Source organism: Nibribacter koreensis (genome assembly GCF_039541795.1).
Lineage (GTDB): Bacteria > Bacteroidota > Bacteroidia > Cytophagales > Hymenobacteraceae > Nibribacter > Nibribacter koreensis.
The window spans coordinates 1,504,821-1,521,729 of record NZ_BAABGX010000002.1; the positions used below are offsets into that span (position 1 = coordinate 1,504,821).

The following is a 16,909-nucleotide window of genomic DNA, read 5'->3' on the forward strand; positions in this document are numbered from 1 at the left end:
TGAGAAACAGTGGACGTCTATTTTTTACCAGGCATGGGGTACAATAGCCTGAAGGCGTTAAACACTGCCTGGTGCGTGATGGTGGCGTGGTCTTCTTGCGGCAGATAGTCAAAGAAGACGCTGAGTTGATCATCCTTGGCCAAACGCAGTTTCTCTACCAGTAAATTGGCGTCTACCTCCATTACCCTAGGCAGGTCACTGGGAGTCAAGCCTTCCTTGCCTACGCCAATGTACACCTGAGTTTCTTGCTTGAAATCTGGTAGCGGCTTTTCTAGCAGAGAACCATTGTCCCACCAAATGCTGGGGCTGATAATAATGTACTTGTTAAACAGCGTAGGCTTTTTGAACAATACCTCGGTGACCAACAGGCCAGCCAATGATTGCCCAATGATGGTTCTGGAGGAAGTGGTTTTGTACTGGCGGTCAATGTAGGGTTGTAGTTCGGTCTCTAGAAAGGACAGGAAATTGTCTGAACGACCAGCCGTCTTGTACCGGTTCTGGTCTGCCGCCACGGTGGTAGGATAGGTAAAGTCTCTTCTTCTATCTACGTTGGCAATGCCTACCACAATAGATTTGGGTAGTTGGTTAATCCAGGGAAACGTATTGAACTGCACCAAACCCACCACATGGATAAAGTCCTCATCCGCGCTTCCGTCCAGTAAGTAAATGACTGGGTACCTGGTGGTGTCTTTGGGGTTGTAGCCTTCGGGCAGGTAAATGTTGAGCGTCCGCTTTTCGCCTAACTGCTTGGATGGGATCTCCTCAATTACGCCAAGGACAAACGGCTTGCCTGGCGCTGGCTTGGTAGCTTTTTTTGACTGAGCAAAAGAGGGATTGCCCAGGCCAAGAAGTATAAGTGCAACAAACAACAATGTATTTTTCATAGCAAGTTGACCGAGGATGAACTGAAGCATGCAAAAGCGAAGATAGGCAAGTTTGCAGATGCTGGAACGCATAGCAAGAGGTATGTTCTTGAAACAAGTAAGGCACGGGGCGGTTATTCCCTTGCTTTACCTGCTAAAAAAGACCGCACCCCTCACGCTAAATTTTAGTTTGAATGTCTATTCTGCAATTAAAACCTACTATTCTGGTGGAGACCCCGTTAGGAACGGGGCAAGCCATTTTTATCATTGACTACGGCATGCATCAAAATACCTGCTGGGTGGTAGCCTTGCAAAAGGACGGCATCATCAAGCACTTTGACTGCAATGACGTCATTCTGTCCACCAATTACACCTATGGCATGAACCTGCGCAAGAACCACTTCCCTACCAGCCAAGCGCCAGAAGCGGAGAAATCATAAAGCAGCATGCGCCTGGCCACTATTTTCCAATGAGCACCCCGTACTCTGCAGGAATGGTCACGCTTGTAAAACCATTGGTCAAGCCGTAGAAGATGACCAGCATAATTACCAAACCACCAGCCAGGATCAACCAAGACTGCCCGCCCGCCGGTACACCCAAAACAGAGCGACTCATCTTCTTCTGGTGAACGGCCGCCAGGTGCCCAAAGAATGCTAGAATGGCCAATCCGTAATACGGCCCGAAGAACAGGTTAAAAGGAAACGTAGCCAGTCCCGCCACCCCAAAATAGTAGTTGGTGTCCAGGTGTAGAAGAAACCTTCCAGTCAGTATCGCCCCAACGTGGATCAAAAGGAAAACCGCCAAATACAACCCTGACCACAAGTGGAGTCTGTCAAAGCCAGATAGTGGCAGTTGCTTTCTGCTAACCGCAAATAGTTTTAGACCCGAGACCATCTGCACCAAGACCGCGCCCAGCAAAAGAGCCTCTACCAATGGATTTCTATACACCCGCCGCAACGTATCCATCATGTCTATGTGCGCCTGCGGTCCAAAAATGGCCCAGACATGATTGACCAAATGCACCCCTACAAACGCCGTAAGCAATAACCCTGAGAAGTAATGCAGGCATCAGGAAGTGGTGCGTTGAGCGCGAGGCGGTTCTGTTTTAGCGGCTGGCATATTTTTGGCAAAGCATCAATTCTTTATGTATCTCCTAAAATCAATTAGCGTTTTTAGCCTGTTTTGCTGAAAATAGCCCAAAAACAACACCTACATATGAGTGGCCGACACCCGGCTGCCACCGTTCACTGCGACCGCATTCTGGCTGAGATTAGAGCCTTGCACAATGTAGAGCGGACGGTTTAAGACGTTGCGGTTGATGCGGCTCACGTATTCGCCGATGACCCCCACCGAAAGGAGCTGCACGCCGCCAATGAACATGGAGCTGATGATGAGCGAGGTCCAGCCGGTGATGGTGCGGTGCAGGATGAAATGGCTGTAAACGGCATACAGAATAATCAGGAAGGACAGTGCCGAGATGGTGAAGCCCAGGCGCGTGACAAACTGTAGCGGCGCGTCTGAGAAACCCGTAATGCCGTCCATGGCGAAACGCAGCATTCTGCCCAGAGAATACCCAGACGTGCCATGCCTGCGGCTGTCCCGGTCAAAGAGGACGTGCGTCTGGCTAAAGCCCAGCCAGGCAATCTGGCCGCGCAGAAACTTGTTCTGCTCGGGCATCTGCTTCAAGTAGTCGATCACCTTCCGGTCAATGAGCCTGAAGTCGCCGGTGTCCAGCGGAATGTCTGTGGCCGTGGAGGCGCGCAGGACTCTGTAAAAGAGCTTGGCAGTGGTCTTCTTGAAGAAGCTGTCGCCGTTTCTGGTGGCGCGTTTGGCATAGACCACCTCGTGGCCTTTTTGGTACTTCTGGTAAAGGTCTGCGATGAGCTCGGGTGGGTCTTGCAGGTCACCGTCAATGATCACGGCGCAGGCCCCGCGGCAAACATCCAAGCCCGCCGTCACGGCAATCTGGTGACCAAAATTCCGGCTAAAGTTGACGTAGAACACAGCGCTGTCTGTCTGGCTTAGGCGCAGAATTTCTAAAAGCGAGTTGTCCTTGCTGCCATCGTTCACAAAAACCAGTTCATACGGCAAACCCAGACCCAAGAGCGTGTCTGTCAGCCTGCGGTACAGCTCAGGAAGGTTTTTTTCTTCATTGTAAATGGGCACAATGACAGAGATAGCCACGTTACTGTTTCTTTCCATGAATCCTGAATTTGGTGATGGTGCCTATCTCTTCTACCACCTCATGGTCATAATGCTCGCGCACGTACTGCTTGATGTGCTCCTGCGGCACAATGACCCGTTCGCCGGGCTTAAGGTTGGTCCAGTCCTGGAAATCCAACCGCGTGCCTTTGTCTCTGAGCGCGTACAAATAGAACAGGTTATGCGTGTTGAAGCCTTCATACAAAAGCGATTGGCCGGTAATGTCTTGTTTTCCTTTTAAAGCGTCTTTCAAGAAATAGCCGATGTCAAAAAAGACCTTGTCGCCGGGATGCTCTTCGGGGGTGTAAGTTCTTTCCAGGGTCTTGCGGTACGGGTTAATGGCCAGTACAAACAGAAAGACAAAGGGCCAGACGTTGTAGCGCATGTGTTGGTGCGCCCACGCTAAGCTGCGTAGCCAGTCAAACACGGTATAAACCAGCATGGCAATGAGCATGGCCAGAAACGGGTACAGCGGAATGTCATACCAGTGCAGTTTGGTCTTGGAAATGGAGATGACCAGGAAAAAACAAACTATTACCACTGCGCAAAATACCGCCAGTCGGTTCATGCGATCCTTCTTAAGGAGCAAGCCCACGGCAAAGCCACACGGCACCAAGAGGTACCAGGCCGTTAGCTTCAGTTCTGAGAAACCGTAGTAATAGAACCAGAAGTCGCCGGGGTGGTTCTCATTGACCTGCAGGTAGCGTCCGCCCAGTTCATTGTCCCAGACCGCTTGCAAGTAACCCGGGCTGGATGCCTCCCTCAATAGATAATATCCAGCAATGGCAGCTAAGCAACCCGCCAGCCCAATATAGAAATGCTTGTTTTTGAGTAAGGGCAGTACCTGTCCTCTCATGATGGCATACAAACCCAGGGCAGGCACAAACAAAAGCCCGGCAATGCTCTTGGTCAAGACCGCCAGGGCCGTGGCGGCAAACACCCAGTAGAGGTACCTGATGCGCTTGGTCTCAAAGTAAGCAAAAAAGGCCAGCGCGCTTAGGGTGGTGAACAAGGTCAGCAGCGCGTCATAGTCGCCGGTGCGGGTGCCGTGCTCGGTCACGTAGCCTTCGGCGGTGATTAACACCAGAATAGCAATGAACCCGAACCAGAAGCTTTTAAGGTAGCGGAGCGAGAGGAAGAGCAGCAGGGCGCAGGTGAGTAAGCCCGCCACGGCAGAGGGCAGCCTGACCGCCCATTCGTTCACGCCCATCACCTTCATCAGCCCGGCCTGCAGCCAGATCAAGAGTGGCGGCTTGGTGTTCCAGATGTCTGGGCTGTACTCAAACGTAGTCACCAGCACATGACCGGTGTCATACATCTCAAAGGCGTTATTGGCCAGCCTGGACTCGTCCCAGAGCCTAATGGGCAGCGTACCCAGATACCCAAACAACGGTACCACCATCAGCACAGCCAGCACCAAGTATTTGAAGTACTTACCTGCCCACGCGTATTTTTCATGAAGGACAGGAGAAATTTCTGCCGTGTCTGGTTCCAAAAGGCTGCTGGTCTGTTTCAAGAGGAAGAGGAGCTGGTTCTACCTGCTAATATATTGGTTTTAGCGGTATGGAGCAGATCTCGTTTTTAGCCTGTTTTCTGGAAAAGAGGCCGAAAACGAGGTCAGGAAGTATAGGCGTGGTGTGACTAATGCTTTAAAAACAATACGAGAAAGCTGGGGACGGTGGTGTTCATAGAGCATTTGCTTACTGTTCATTTTTGCATACCAAAGAGTAATAGTCTTTCACGTCTGAGTGAGGCTTTTTATACCCAAAGGATATAAAGAAGTCCATTAGCTTCTTGAAATCAAAGTAATTGAATTGGAGCAGCTCATAGCTCTTCCCTTCCTTGGTGAATATGATGATGGTATTCCAAGTGATTCTGCCTAAACTTTTGCTGGAGGGGTAGATACTAGAAATATCTTTTTTGGTCAGGGCATATTTTCTCAGCAGTGCCAGATTCCTGATCATGATTTGCTCTTCAGAAATTTTAATCCATAGGCTTTCTGTAAGCAGACCCTTTACCATTTGATAAGCTCCTAGAGAGAAAAACCAAATCATAAAGAGCGTGTAAAAAATAAACGCGGCATCTTCTGCAAGGCTTGTCCATTCCTTTTCTATAATCAAGGAAACCATAAGTATCACCACTCCACCTGAAAAAACAAGGAAGGCCATCCTTAGAATTGGAACTATAAAATTGAATTTGAAAATGTATTCCTTCATGAATGCGTATTTGCCAGCATATTTATCATAGCAGTGGCAGAACTGCCGTAAAGATGCGGGTAGGCATTGAGTTTCTTTACCTGAAATCAGATAACATGACTTGTGATGTAGGCTTTCCGTTCTTCTCTTCGTATTCTTTCTGATTGTCTAGGTAACTTGGAATGAAATCCCAGCGGGCGGCACTCATTAAATGTTTCTCTTGTTCAAACGGCTTAGAAACAGGTAAATGCCCAATAACCTCAAATGGTACTGAGCTTTTTCTGAAGTGTTGAGGGTAGCAATATTGCAGAACCGTTCTATCATACTCCCTTAGCGATTTATTTCTCTGTACTAGAACTTCTGTCGTGATGAAGTCTTCTAGTTCTGGCTTGTCTTGCTTGTTGATGGTTGTTACTGCGAGCACATTTAAACCAAGCTCGGTATCACGTTCATCATATAAAACAAAGGCGCCACCGTAGTTTCCATTTTGTAACGGAAACACTAGGCAGTCTCCTGTTTTAAAGATGGCGCTCCGTACTACTTTCTTTTTAGGTTTTCTGGGTTTTGGATTGGCTGCCTGAAGTTTTACTAAAAATGCTTCTAATACTTTTTCACGTTTTTTAATGTCACTACTGGCAGCTTCAAGTTCTTCCCAAAGGTGGATGTCTTTTTTGGTAACTATTATTTGGGTGACTGTATCCAGTACATCTTTCTGTAAACGGCCGCAGTCCCATTGGGCTTTTGCTAAGGCAAACCAGAAATTGTTAGAGTCCTCATAGCTTTCTCTTTCTTCCTGAAAATGAGAATGGACTTGAGAAGTCACGTTATCTATTGACAGGCCCTTATTATACAGATCAAAAAAAGTGTAGAATACGTCTGCGTACGTGTCATTTGACGATATCGCTGTTCCCCAATTTCCCATGATTTTATTTTACTTATAACGGACTTGTGCATGAGGCTTGCAAGGCCATTGGCCAATGGAGACTATGCTAAGAGTTTTACTCAATTTATTTCACCAACTGTTCACATCACTTAAAATGTAATCCTTCAGATTTATTACTGCTGTGTTTTTAGATATACTGTCCCTAGGTAACTCTAGATCAACCTTTATTCTAGAATCACTCAGGGTGTTTAATTGATACATAACTTTCTTGTGTTCAGGTGCAACGCTTGCAACTATGACTTTATAACCCTCTTTAAAAGTGACCTCATATAAGCCATTCGGGTCAGTCATTAAGTCTTGGCTTTCATAATCTAACTTTTCCCATCCTGCATCATACCAACAAAGTACGGTTACCTTGGCATTTTCTATTGGTTGTCCACTCAGGTTATCGGTTATACTGCCGCTAACAGTTATGTCTTTTTGGTTTTTCTCAATGCAGCCAATTAGTATGAATGACGTTAGGCTAAACAAGACAGACTTGAAAAATATATTCATACTACATAGTAAGCACGCCACCGCGTGCCAGTAAACATACGCTTATCTTCCTTACAGCTACAACCGTTTTCAGCCTCTTTTCCAGAAAACAGCTTAAAAACGGCCTAACCGCAAATGTCTGGATTGTTGTACCTTTGGGGCAGACCCGTGAGGCACCTTTATGAGCGAGCAAAACTTCCCTGAATGGCAGCAACTGCTGGAACTTCCCTTGACCAAAACCACCCGGCTGGGGCATGTGCAATACTTCCATTTTGGGAGGGCGCACGTGACCAATAGCAGCGGTCTCATTCTGGACGTGGGCGCCTGGACCCTGGAGGTGAGCTGCTTCTGGCAGGTAGAGGAAGGCGGTAAAATCACCATTGACCACCAAGAGGCCCAGATTCCCAGAGACACGCAGGCCTTGTCAGATCCCAACTTTGACCCCATGGTACCCGGTGCCAACCTGCGCGACCGCAAGTTACAGGACTTGGTGCGCCGGCCGGCAGAGGAGTTAAAAGTGTGGCAGGTGCAGGCCTCGGCAGAAGGCGAAGTGCGCATTGCCCTAAGCCGCGGGGTGGTCTTGCACATACAACCAGCGCAGGGCGTCTTGGGCGAAGAGCTGTTCTGGCGCCTTTTCTCCAACGTCAACCCCGGGCAGAGCGTGGGCGTGGGACCGGCGGGCATCATCAGAACGTAGGTCTGCTCCTATAAACTAAGAAGATGGATCGTTTTTGGGCTGTTTTTGAGAAAATAGGCTAAAAACGATAGGCACATCCGGTTTTGTTCTTGGCAACTAGTATATTGCTGTTATTCTATATACTTCTGGCAAGTTTCCTTTCCCATGGCCAAGCATCGGCGCAAGTACCCTGTCTGTACCAATTGCAATTACACCTTCTCTGAGGGCGAACCAGATAACTTCTGCCCCAAGTGCGGACAGGAGAACCATGACCTTAACGTGCCCTTTAAGCACGTGGCGCTAGAGGTGCTGGAAGGCACCATCCACTACGACACCAAGTTCTGGACTACCATCAAGTACCTACTGTTCTACCCAGGCAAGCTCACCAATGAGTTTCATAAGGGCAGGCGCATGGACTACGTGCCGCCCATTAGGCTGTATGTGTTCATCAACTTCGTGTTTTTCTTTCTGCTGTCCATGCGCGTGGGCCACATGTCTAATGAGCACGACAACCGTAGCATTGCCCAGCAGGAACAGAATATTGACTACAGCTTTCTAGAGAACTCCATGATGAGTCCCGCTGACAAGGAGAAAATGCGGGCAGAGATTAAAGCGGCCATCTTGGAAGACTCGCTAAAGAAAGTTACCAATAAAGCAGGCAAGAAAGACGGGAGCGTTTCGCTGGATGTGGGGGATATGGGAAGCGTTTCTGAGTTTGCACCGCAGGCTACCATAGACTCTCTGGTGCGCGAAGCCGGGTTTACGCCCAACTGGTACACGCGGTCTGCCATGCGCAAAGGAGTGCATTTGGTAAAACTGCCGCATGACCAACTCATTACCAAAATGCTCAAGTACTGGTCTGTGCTCATGTTTGTGCTCATGCCCATCTTCGCGCTCTTGACCAAGTTGGTATTCTACAAGGCCCGCCGGTATTACATGGAGCACCTCATGTTCAGTATACACCTGCACTGCTTTGTGTTTCTGCTGTTCATCATTTACATGCTGTTGGAGTACCTGCACACACCGGCCTATATCTTGGCGTGGTTTAACCTGCTGGTGGGCGTGTACCTGTTTCTGGGCCTTAAGCGCGTGTTTCATAGAACGTACCTGCGCACGCTCTTCAATATGTTTGTACTGGTGTTCTTGTACTGCATTGTGGGTCTCTTCACGGGCTTGGTGGGCTTGGGAATCAGTGCTGCATTCTAAGTAGAGAAATTTTGGGGTGGTCGTGCAACCTTCGGGCAGAAACGGCATCTATTAAGGAAATGGTCCACACTATGTTCGCTTTTAAAAATACCACCATGAAAAAAAATACTGCTTTCTTATTTCTCCTTCTAGCCTTTGTAGGGGTCACTTCCTGCGCACAGGCGCAAGATAACAATGCGGTAGAGGGCAACGGAACCCTTAAATCTGAAACCAGAGCTGTGGAAGCTTTTACGGGCTTAACCATCAGTGGCGGCTATGAGGTCTTTATCACCCAAGGCAGCAAAGAATCCCTGAAGCTAGAGGGTGACGCCAATATTCTGCCTTTGATAGAAACCAAGGTGAGCAATGGCGTGCTGCACATAGCGGCAAAGAACAATGTCAACATTAGAAAGGCGAAGGGTCTGAAGCTGCACATCACGGTGCAAGACCTAAAGACCTTGAACCTGAGCGGCGGCATTAAACTTTCTACTACCAACCCCCTAAAAGGAACTGCCCTCAAAGTGGATGCCAGCGGCGGCATGCATTTAGATATGGACTTGAATCTGAAAGAACTGGACGTTGACTTGGCGGGCGGTTCTGACATTACCCTGCGCGGTACGGCAGATAAAGTGACGCTGGATATGTCTGGAGCCACCAACCTCAAAGCCACCGAGCTCAAGGCCCAATATCTTACGCTAGATGCCTCTGGCGCCGGCAACGCCGAAGTGTTTGCCTCTAAAGAACTCAAAGTAGACGCCTCTGGCATTATGAGCGTGGGCTACAAAGGCTCTCCTAAAGTGCAGCACACCGGCATGGGCAAAGTAAAACCACTCTAATCCTTTCCTTTTCCAATAGCATCCTTGACAGGTGAAGAGGCCCTGAGTAGCACACGCTGCCAGGGCTTTTTCTTTTAAAGAATCGCTGATTTTTGGTTATTGATTTGTCTCCTTGGGTAAACATCCCCCTTAGAGCTGCGCTTGGTGCCTCAAACTCCCGTTTGGGCAACCCTCAAGGGGAATCCCCATTTAGTAACAGCTTCTACTACCCGCACCAGTTCCAGTCTTTCCGGCGAGTCGCCTAAGCAGGTTGCCGCCTCTGGCAGGACGGCGGTCACTACAGAGCAAGACGGGCTAGTCAGATAAAAGCGGCCCTACGCAGAAGAGGCAAGCTGGTACAGCGCGAGGCGGGAAGACGGGGCCCCGCGGCCGCGAGCGCTTAGCGGAGACAATGCAACAATGGGCATAAGGGCACCGGAAGGAAGAACCTTCTCAGGCATAGCCAATTGCGTGCACCAAAGTTCTTGTAGGTGATAAACAGCGGCTGGGAAGGCTGGCTGGGTCGTTGGTGATAACACCAACAACGGCGGGGGTAGTTGAGTGAGACATCAATTAACAATCAGCAATCAACCATCAAACCCGTTTTTCACCTATTTCCCAGAAAACAGGCCAAAAACAAAACAGTCACCAATCATCATTTCTTCTTGGCTGGCTTCACCACCTCCATCTCTACTTTGGCTACACCCGCCTTCTCCAGGTCTAGCTGCCGGGCGGCTTTGAGCGAAAGATCCAGAATGCGACCGGGCGTAAAGGGACCTCTGTCAGTGATGCGTACTTTCACAGATTTGCCGTTTTCTGGATTAGTAACCCGCACCTTGGTCCCGAAGGGTAGTTTCTTGTGGGCGGCAGTCTTTTTGCCGGGGCTGTACCGTTGGCCGTTGGCCATTTTCTTGCCGCTTAGTTTGTTGCTGTAGTAGCTGGCCTTTCCGTTTTCTTTATAGCCTTTTTCACCTAGGGCCGGGCCAGTGGTGGCGCAGCTGCTCAGCCATACAAGGGCCAGCAGGCTGAATGACAGAAAAGTGCGTCTCAGCAATAACCGGAGAGGATTAAGCATAAGCGAAGTAATGGGTAAGTGCCTGCGTGAGCAAGGGCCAGTGTATTTGTTCTAACGGATGCTTGGTGTTGGGCAGTATCTGGAGCTGGGCCGTAGGCAGGTTTCGGTAGGCGTTCACGGTTTCCTCCAGGGTCACCATCTGGTCGCGGTCGCCCACGGCCACGCGCACGGGCACTTGTACTTGGGCTAGGGTTTCTGGGGTGAGCAAGGGCTGGGCACCCAATTGTTGCATCATGTGCGCCGTCTGGCGCATAAGCTCCCTCCAGTCCTGCGGGGCGTGCCGCTGTCTGAGGACTTCGGCAAACTGAGGTACTTTTGCCTGGACCACGTCTGGTTGCAACTTGGCAATCTCATGCTGCGCGCCTGCTGGAGACCAGGCAAACTTGGTGGCCAGCGTAAAAATCTGCCCGAAGTGCTGGGGCTGTTGCCGCGCCGCCTCCAGGGTCACGTAGCCGCCCATGCTGTAGCCAAATACATTGACCGGACCCAGGTTCTTCTCTTGTAGCCACTGCAACAACTGATCAGCGAATGCCTCCATCGTAAAGGGAGCCTCATCAGAAAAGGGGGCGCCACCATGGCCCGGCAGGTTGAGGGAATGCACCGGCACCGTGTCTGGAAGCAGAGACAGAAGGGGCTCAAACTGGTTTTCGGCACCCAGCGCACCGTGCAAGAGCAGAAGTGGTTTCATGTCAGCAAATTACAGAACCTGCGCGTAATGCAAAACCCGTTTTTGGGCTCTTTTCCAGAAAACAGGCTAAAAACAGCATGCCGTGATTACAGCTTCTTTAAGAAGTGAAAGCCTTTGATCTGGAAGCCTTCGCGCAGGTAGAACTTGTGGGCCGGGGCATTGACCACGTAGGCGTCCAGCATGGCGGTTTCGCAGGCTTGGGCCTTGGCCTCATGTAGCAGCCAGTCCAGCAGCAGCTTGCCCACGCCTTTCGAGCGGTACGGCTCATCTACCACAAAATTGTCAATCTCCAGGTACTTGCCGCTGTACAGCTTGGTGGCAATCCAGTACCCAGAAAGGCCTATGCAGACATCGCCCTGAAAACAGCCCACCATCCTGTAAGCACTGGGGTGCATCTGGTCAATAAGCTGGGTGTACCGCTCTTGCGTCATGTGCGGGTTCAACAACTGGATGAGCCGGTATTGGTCCAGCATCTCCTGATGACTGGTGATGGGCCGTATGGTAAAGGAAGAAATCACGAATGGTATAGAAATTAAGGAACGAAGACCAGCGCAGCGTCAAGGGCTTCTCTGCAAATATAACAGCAAACAGCTACCCAACCGGCTAGAGGTAACGAATGAACAAGCCCGCCCTTGAAAAAGAGAATAGGTCACCACTCCAGGGAATGATGACCTATGGTGCCAGCTGGTAGGTTGCTTTGCCTAGTTGACCGGCGTGTAGTTGTAAAGGTCTATGGCCTCAGAGAGCTGGTCTTTTCTAACCAGACGTATGACCTGCGGCAGCAAGGTCACGCCCAAGCCCACAAAAAACAGCGGCGAAATCTTGTTGCCACCCTCTGGGCCAGACCTGAACTGCTGCTGAATGCCGGCCAGCATCAAGCCGCCGCCCGCCACGTACATGCCCAGTTGAATGTTCTGGCCGCGTTTATACTTCTGCAGGCTCTCCATGCTGCCGGGGTTGTCTGACAAGGCCACCCGCAGGTTCTTGTAAGAGAGTGGTTCTAAGGGGCCGTTTTCTTTTGCAAAGTAGTACACCCGCCGCTGCGTAGGGTAGCCGTAGCCATAGCCGCCCACGCCAATGCCGCCCATGCCCACGCCTACGCCGGGCGCATACCCGCTATAATCAGTGCGGTAGGTAAAGTAGGTAGTGATTTTGCCAGAGGTCTCGCGCTGGGCAAAGTCACTGTGCCGGCGCCCGTTGGCGTTGAGTCTGGCAAAGAAACCGTCCTGGGTCTGGTAGTAGCGCACCCGCTCTGGGGCATATTGCAGTGAGTCATCCAGGAGAAAGTAGTTCTGCTTGAACAGCGGGCTCTTGAACTGGATGCGCCTGGCGTAGATGCGCTCACCGGTCATCAGTTCTATAAAATAAGGCTGGCTCACGTCCTGGGCCCACACGCTTTCTGTGATGGACCATGTCAACAGTATCAGTAAAAACAGTTTCTTCATCATAGCTCTATACAAACGAAATAAGCCATAGGCCTATTGGATTAAAGGTACATAAAAAACGGAAACGGGGTAAAGACGGATGTTTTTCCTGCGCTTTTGCCAACTGGCAGTCAGGTGGATGAGTAAAAGAAAGCCTAAGTCTACTGTTTTACTTACTTGTACGGCTATGTTCATGACGCTGGCAATACTACTGATCATTGCGTTGGTCATCACCCTTTATGAGTACAATGCCAGCCGGGCGGGTTTCACAAACCTTGCTAAAACGTCGGGCTCGGGCACTGGCGTAAGAAACAACACGGGTGTACTACATGAGGACCAGTCCTTAAAAGCTGGGGCCAAGGTGACGCGGCCTGCGTACCCACCGCCTCAAGATAGTGGTCCTGAGGCGATGGGCAAGGATAGGTTAGAAGCATAACCCTTGTCCTGTAAAAACAGAAGAGGCACCCTTTCTGCAAAGGGTGCCTCTTCTGTTTAGGTGGTACACAGCTTAATGCTGGTTGCTTTTCTGTTTCCTAGCAGAAGCGGTCTCCTTGATAGGCGCGTTGGCTTCCTCAAACTGGTTTCTGTCTTTGTTTTCAAGCCGCATGTTGGCGCCGGCATTGTTGCCTTCGCGCACCTCAATGCGGTGGCGGGAGGTTTTTTGCTCGTCTTTCGGCACGGTCACCCTCAGCACGCCATTCTCAAAGACGGCTTCTATATTCTTGGGGTCTACCACGTCTGGCAGCTGGAAGGAGCGGGAGAACGAACCGTACTGGCTTTCTACCATGTGGTAACGCTTCTCTTTCTTCTCTTGGTTGAACTGGCGCTCGCCAGAGATGGTCAGCCTGCCTTGCTGGAAATCCAGGGAGATGTCCTCTTTCTTAAGGCCGGGGAGGGATACCTCAATCTCAAAGCCTTTCTCTGTCTCGCAGGTGTCTACCTGCGGGGTAAAGCGGTTCATACGCTCCCGGTTGCTGACAGAATCCTGGAAGAAACGATCCAGCATGGTGCTGAAGCTTTGCGGCATCATGTCATCAAAGCCGCTGTTAAAACGTTGGATGGCCATAATTTTCTCCTTTCCGGTTGAATAGGTTACATAAAACAACAAATCCAGATAGTGTCTGCGCCTTCTTGTAAAGGGCAGGTTTTTGCGCAAGGGCCGTTTTTGGCCTGTTTTCAGGAAAAGAGCCCAGAAACGTCCAGCCTTGTTAATGACTAAATCGTGCTGGGCTCAACTCTGTTATACGTATTCTGTTCTTTTACCTCTGTTCAATGTCCAATAATCTTGGGCCGCCCGGCAGGTAAGGCAAGTACACCCGCAGCTCCCGGCCTTCATGCACCACCCGCATCTGGGCGTAGTCAATATTGGCAGGCAGCACAAAGTTTTGATGGAACAAGGGCGCCAGCGTGGCGGTAAGACTGTCCTGTTGATGCAGGGCCATGACGGTCAGCTGGTTCTTGTCTAGAATCACCTGGCACTGCTCTGCCTCTACGCCCGGAAGCAGTATCTGCAAAATTGCTTCTTTCTTGCGTTTTTCTAACCGTACCTGGGGTTGAATGACGCCGCCGCCAACGGTATTGGTAGCATCTATGTAATGGGCAATGTTCTGTAAGAACTTTTTATCTTTTATCAACTTCATGGTTTCTCTCCTAAATGCTCTATTTCAGATACAGGAGACCTTGCAAAGCCCGTACCAGAGCGTTTACAAGGATTAAAGAGCCAAGATGCAAGACAAAATGGCAAAGCAGTGCTGTGTCATAAATGGCATTATGGCAGGAAGTTGGTTTTGAAGAAAAAAGAAGCTGGGCTTATTGCTCAGAAAGCCAATGCTGGGCGTCTGCTACAGAGTCAAACAGCTGAATGGTAACCAGGCTGTTAATCTGCGGCTCCAGGGCCTCCATGGACATCTGCCCAAAAATGCCCGGCGCCAGGACGTGCGCCACGTAGCGCATGCCGGCGTCTACCGCCATGGGCGTCCAGACGTCTGCTAGCCATTCATTGGCCGTGTTCCAGCCGCCTACAATGTTAGTATTGTCACTCAGGTATTTACTGGCACCCGTCTGCTGAATCCACTCCAGTAGCGTGTTCATGCCCTTCTGGATGGAGTTGAGCGAGTGAACGCCAATCCAGTCACCATAAATCCAGCCGTTCTGGGCATCATACACCAGGCGCAGAGACGCTTGGCCAAATTGAAGTACGGTAGACTGTTCCTGTGCAAGCATAAAAGCAAAAGGTATTGCGCCTCAGTGAGAGGCATAGAAAGTAAATCTATGAAATAATGCGCTTATTTTATGCAGGTACCCGCATTTTTACAGCAAATTTCATTGGTTTTTAGATAAAAAACAGCCTCTTGCCTAAAAAATCATGCAAGTTTTACGGTGAATGCTAATTTCTGCTGAAGCCCAGGTCTCCACCTGCTCTGTGTTTTCCATAAAAGCCCATACGTCTATTTGCCGGCTGCCAAACGCTAACCAGCCCTTGAGCAGCTAGTGAGCGGCAAGGGTAATAAGGAGATTTTTTATAAATTATCCTTTGCCTTGCGCTTACCTGTCAGGACCCAGATATATAAAGATGAAAGAGAAGTATACAGGGCGTAAACATATTGGCGGGCCTGCGCTTATACAGAGGAATCTTGCTCTGGTTGCTCAAAGTAGCTTGCTTGTAAGATGACCGGGACAGATGTAACCGTTACAGAAATACATCGTCCATTATAGGAGTAGATTAGTGAATCCAGATGCAGCAACGCCTTTTATATGCGCTTCTGCCTGGTCATACCAATAAAGTCCGGCCCTGCCGTGTACACCCGCCTGCGTTTGCAAGCGGTTAAAACTGAATGAAAGATGTTACTTACCTTGCCCAAAGTGTATTATGAGAGCCATACCGTTACCATCAAGTATGATGAGGAGCAGTCTCTGGGCATGGCGGTCTGGCAAGGCAAGCTGAGAAGCGAAGAGATACGTGAAGCCATCTTGCTATGCGCCTACGTGGTAGAACGCTACGGCCTTACCCGTTGGCTGGCAGACAACCGCAAAATGCGCGCCTTCTCCCAAGAAGATCAGCTATGGATTCTGCAGAACGCCGTGCCCCAGATCTTGACGGGTTCTTTGCGGCGCATGGCCACGGTGGTTTCTGAAGACGTGCAACACGTTGAGTCCATAGCGCAGATCATTGAACGCGCCGGCGACACCGCTAACTTGGTGCTGTGTGATTTCAGGGAGCAGGAGGCGGCGGTAGAGTGGCTCCTGCAAGATTTCTAATAGACATTACGTAGGTGCGTTTTTGGGCTGGTTCTCTATAAACAGGCCAAAAATGATGAGCAGGTAGACCGTCTCTTTCCGCAACCCAAAATCTACCAAGCCACATTTTTTTGATGAGGGCCATGCTGGGCTATTAGCGGTCTGGACGTATTGTGCAGCCTGTTTTCTAGGGGCGTAGACTTTTTGTGGGCGCAGGTGCTGGGAGGCATGCAACCTTTGAGCAGGCTTTGGGCTCTTTTTAGTGGTAATCATTTACCATTATCCCCCACGCTACAAGCTCTCATGAAACTAACTGTACGTCTATTCACCACCGTCTTTTTCTTAGCCTTCTCCCTGGCTAGCTGTGACCTGGAAGAACCCACGCCCGTAGATCCTGCGCAGGGACCCGTGTACCTGACCCAGATTAGCACCTTGCAGGGAGATGAACGCCAGTTTGTGTACAACGGCCAAGGCTGGCTCACCAAGATCACCGGCAAAGGTGCGTATGCCCTTAACGGCAATACCACCTCTTCTAGTGACGTGCTCTTTGACACCTGGCGCCGCTTAGCCTACATAGTCACCCAAGGCTCTGGCACCAACACAGAAAATGTTTACCATTACACTTCAGAGAACCTGTTGTACAAGGTAGAAGAGCTCATCAACGGCCAGGTAGAAAGGTACCATACCTTTGAGTATGACGGCAACCGCCAGTTAAAGACGCGTTACGGTTTTTACAAAGAAGGACCAGACGCAGAGACCCCGCGTGCCACCCGCAAGCAAACCTACACCTATGCCGCCACTGGCAACGTCACAGAGATTGTCTACTACCAAAAGGTAAACCCTGCCAGTGAGTGGACTCTTGCCCAGACCCAGAAGTACACAGACTATGACGGTAAAACCGGGGTGCAACACATGACTGGCCTGCTGTTCACGCCCACCATTGTCCTGCACCGCAACAACCCCGGCAAAGTAACCACCACGCTGGCCACCGGAGAGCAGCACGTCACGGTGTTTGCGTACCAGTACAATGAGCGTAACCTGCCCGTCAAGAGAACCGCTACCTCAGACCAAGGAGAGGTCCTGGAGACCACCTTCACGTATCAGTTTTAGCACTAAGGAATCTGGGTGTTGC

Annotated in this window: 21 protein-coding genes; 7 read left to right on the forward strand and 14 right to left on the reverse strand. The window is 50.2% G+C overall.

What is annotated here, in order from left to right:
• Positions 1-17 precede the first annotated feature (17 nt).
• On the reverse strand, positions 18-884 hold the full coding sequence (locus tag ABD880_RS13785; protein ID WP_345167206.1) for an alpha/beta hydrolase: 867 nt from the start codon (positions 882-884) through the stop codon (positions 18-20).
• Positions 885-1,057: 173 nt separating this feature from the next.
• On the opposite strand from ABD880_RS13785, the gene ABD880_RS13790 reads away from it, so the two are divergent.
• Positions 1,058-1,303: a hypothetical protein gene (locus ABD880_RS13790; RefSeq protein WP_345167209.1), complete on the forward strand. Its 246-nt coding sequence runs from the start codon at positions 1,058-1,060 to the stop codon at positions 1,301-1,303.
• 19 nt (positions 1,304-1,322) lie between these two features.
• Here the strand turns inward: ABD880_RS13790 and ABD880_RS13795 are convergent, their stop codons facing one another.
• The 6 genes from ABD880_RS13795 to ABD880_RS13820 all read right to left on the reverse strand — a co-directional run bounded on the left by ABD880_RS13795 (position 1,323) and on the right by ABD880_RS13820 (position 6,698).
• Entirely contained in the window at positions 1,323-1,832 is a 510-nt protein-coding gene (locus tag ABD880_RS13795) for a hypothetical protein (RefSeq protein WP_345167210.1), read from the reverse strand.
• Positions 1,833-2,072: 240 nt separating this feature from the next.
• On the reverse strand, positions 2,073-3,065 hold the full coding sequence (locus ABD880_RS13800; protein WP_345167213.1) for a glycosyltransferase family 2 protein: 993 nt from the start codon (positions 3,063-3,065) through the stop codon (positions 2,073-2,075).
• Positions 3,049-4,581, reverse strand: coding sequence for an ArnT family glycosyltransferase (locus ABD880_RS13805; RefSeq protein ID WP_345167216.1), 1,533 nt, complete (start codon positions 4,579-4,581; stop codon positions 3,049-3,051). The genes ABD880_RS13800 and ABD880_RS13805 overlap by 17 nt, the downstream gene beginning before the upstream one ends.
• 184 nt (positions 4,582-4,765) lie before the next feature.
• Complete coding sequence (locus ABD880_RS13810) at positions 4,766-5,281, reverse strand: hypothetical protein (protein WP_345167219.1); 516 nt, start codon at positions 5,279-5,281, stop codon at positions 4,766-4,768.
• 76 nt (positions 5,282-5,357) lie between these two features.
• The gene (locus tag ABD880_RS13815) at positions 5,358-6,083 is read right to left on the reverse strand and encodes a hypothetical protein (RefSeq protein WP_345167222.1); all 726 of its coding nucleotides are present in this window, start codon (positions 6,081-6,083) and stop codon (positions 5,358-5,360) included.
• A 189-nt stretch (positions 6,084-6,272) separates the two neighbouring features.
• Complete coding sequence (locus tag ABD880_RS13820; protein ID WP_345167225.1) at positions 6,273-6,698, reverse strand: peptidase associated/transthyretin-like domain-containing protein; 426 nt, start codon at positions 6,696-6,698, stop codon at positions 6,273-6,275.
• 160 nt (positions 6,699-6,858) lie between these two features.
• On the opposite strand from ABD880_RS13820, the gene ABD880_RS13825 reads away from it, so the two are divergent.
• The 3 genes from ABD880_RS13825 to ABD880_RS13835 all read left to right on the forward strand — a co-directional run bounded on the left by ABD880_RS13825 (position 6,859) and on the right by ABD880_RS13835 (position 9,374).
• The gene (locus ABD880_RS13825; protein WP_345167227.1) at positions 6,859-7,374 is read left to right on the forward strand and encodes a hypothetical protein; all 516 of its coding nucleotides are present in this window, start codon (positions 6,859-6,861) and stop codon (positions 7,372-7,374) included.
• A gap of 144 nt (positions 7,375-7,518) precedes the next feature.
• Positions 7,519-8,559 (forward strand): DUF3667 domain-containing protein, encoded by a 1,041-nt coding sequence (locus ABD880_RS13830; protein ID WP_345167230.1) that lies wholly within the window; start codon positions 7,519-7,521, stop codon positions 8,557-8,559.
• A gap of 95 nt (positions 8,560-8,654) precedes the next feature.
• Positions 8,655-9,374, forward strand: a complete 720-nt coding sequence (locus ABD880_RS13835) for a head GIN domain-containing protein (protein WP_345167233.1) — start codon at positions 8,655-8,657, stop codon at positions 9,372-9,374.
• Between the two features lie 634 nt (positions 9,375-10,008).
• On the opposite strand, the gene ABD880_RS13840 is transcribed toward ABD880_RS13835, so the two are convergent.
• From ABD880_RS13840 to ABD880_RS13855, 4 genes are all read right to left on the reverse strand, one after another.
• Positions 10,009-10,428 (reverse strand): septal ring lytic transglycosylase RlpA family protein, encoded by a 420-nt coding sequence (locus ABD880_RS13840; RefSeq protein ID WP_345167235.1) that lies wholly within the window; start codon positions 10,426-10,428, stop codon positions 10,009-10,011.
• The gene (locus tag ABD880_RS13845) at positions 10,421-11,116 is read right to left on the reverse strand and encodes an alpha/beta fold hydrolase (protein WP_345167238.1); all 696 of its coding nucleotides are present in this window, start codon (positions 11,114-11,116) and stop codon (positions 10,421-10,423) included. The genes ABD880_RS13840 and ABD880_RS13845 overlap by 8 nt, the downstream gene beginning before the upstream one ends.
• An 86-nt stretch (positions 11,117-11,202) precedes the next feature.
• Positions 11,203-11,634 carry a GNAT family N-acetyltransferase gene (locus ABD880_RS13850; RefSeq protein WP_345167240.1) on the reverse strand — a complete coding sequence of 144 codons (432 nt, stop codon included), beginning with the start codon at positions 11,632-11,634 and terminating at the stop codon, positions 11,203-11,205.
• 183 nt (positions 11,635-11,817) lie between these two features.
• Entirely contained in the window at positions 11,818-12,564 is a 747-nt protein-coding gene (locus tag ABD880_RS13855; protein ID WP_345167242.1) for a hypothetical protein, read from the reverse strand.
• 169 nt (positions 12,565-12,733) lie between these two features.
• On the opposite strand from ABD880_RS13855, the gene ABD880_RS13860 reads away from it, so the two are divergent.
• The gene (locus ABD880_RS13860; protein ID WP_345167243.1) at positions 12,734-12,976 is read left to right on the forward strand and encodes a hypothetical protein; all 243 of its coding nucleotides are present in this window, start codon (positions 12,734-12,736) and stop codon (positions 12,974-12,976) included.
• Positions 12,977-13,048: 72 nt separating this feature from the next.
• Here ABD880_RS13860 and ABD880_RS13865 read toward each other — a convergent pair whose 3' ends face one another.
• The 3 genes from ABD880_RS13865 to ABD880_RS13875 form a co-directional block, all read right to left on the reverse strand.
• Positions 13,049-13,606 carry an Hsp20/alpha crystallin family protein gene (locus ABD880_RS13865; RefSeq protein WP_345167246.1) on the reverse strand — a complete coding sequence of 186 codons (558 nt, stop codon included), beginning with the start codon at positions 13,604-13,606 and terminating at the stop codon, positions 13,049-13,051.
• A 193-nt stretch (positions 13,607-13,799) separates the two neighbouring features.
• A complete protein-coding gene (locus ABD880_RS13870) occupies positions 13,800-14,180 on the reverse strand; it encodes an Hsp20/alpha crystallin family protein (RefSeq protein WP_345167248.1) in 381 nt (126 codons plus the stop codon).
• 169 nt (positions 14,181-14,349) lie between these two features.
• On the reverse strand, positions 14,350-14,763 hold the full coding sequence (locus ABD880_RS13875; protein WP_345167249.1) for a hypothetical protein: 414 nt from the start codon (positions 14,761-14,763) through the stop codon (positions 14,350-14,352).
• A gap of 618 nt (positions 14,764-15,381) precedes the next feature.
• On the opposite strand from ABD880_RS13875, the gene ABD880_RS13880 reads away from it, so the two are divergent.
• Entirely contained in the window at positions 15,382-15,798 is a 417-nt protein-coding gene (locus tag ABD880_RS13880; protein WP_345167251.1) for a hypothetical protein, read from the forward strand.
• Positions 15,799-16,080: 282 nt separating this feature from the next.
• A complete protein-coding gene (locus ABD880_RS13885; RefSeq protein ID WP_345167254.1) occupies positions 16,081-16,887 on the forward strand; it encodes a hypothetical protein in 807 nt (268 codons plus the stop codon).
• The last annotated feature ends 22 nt before the right edge of the window (positions 16,888-16,909 follow it).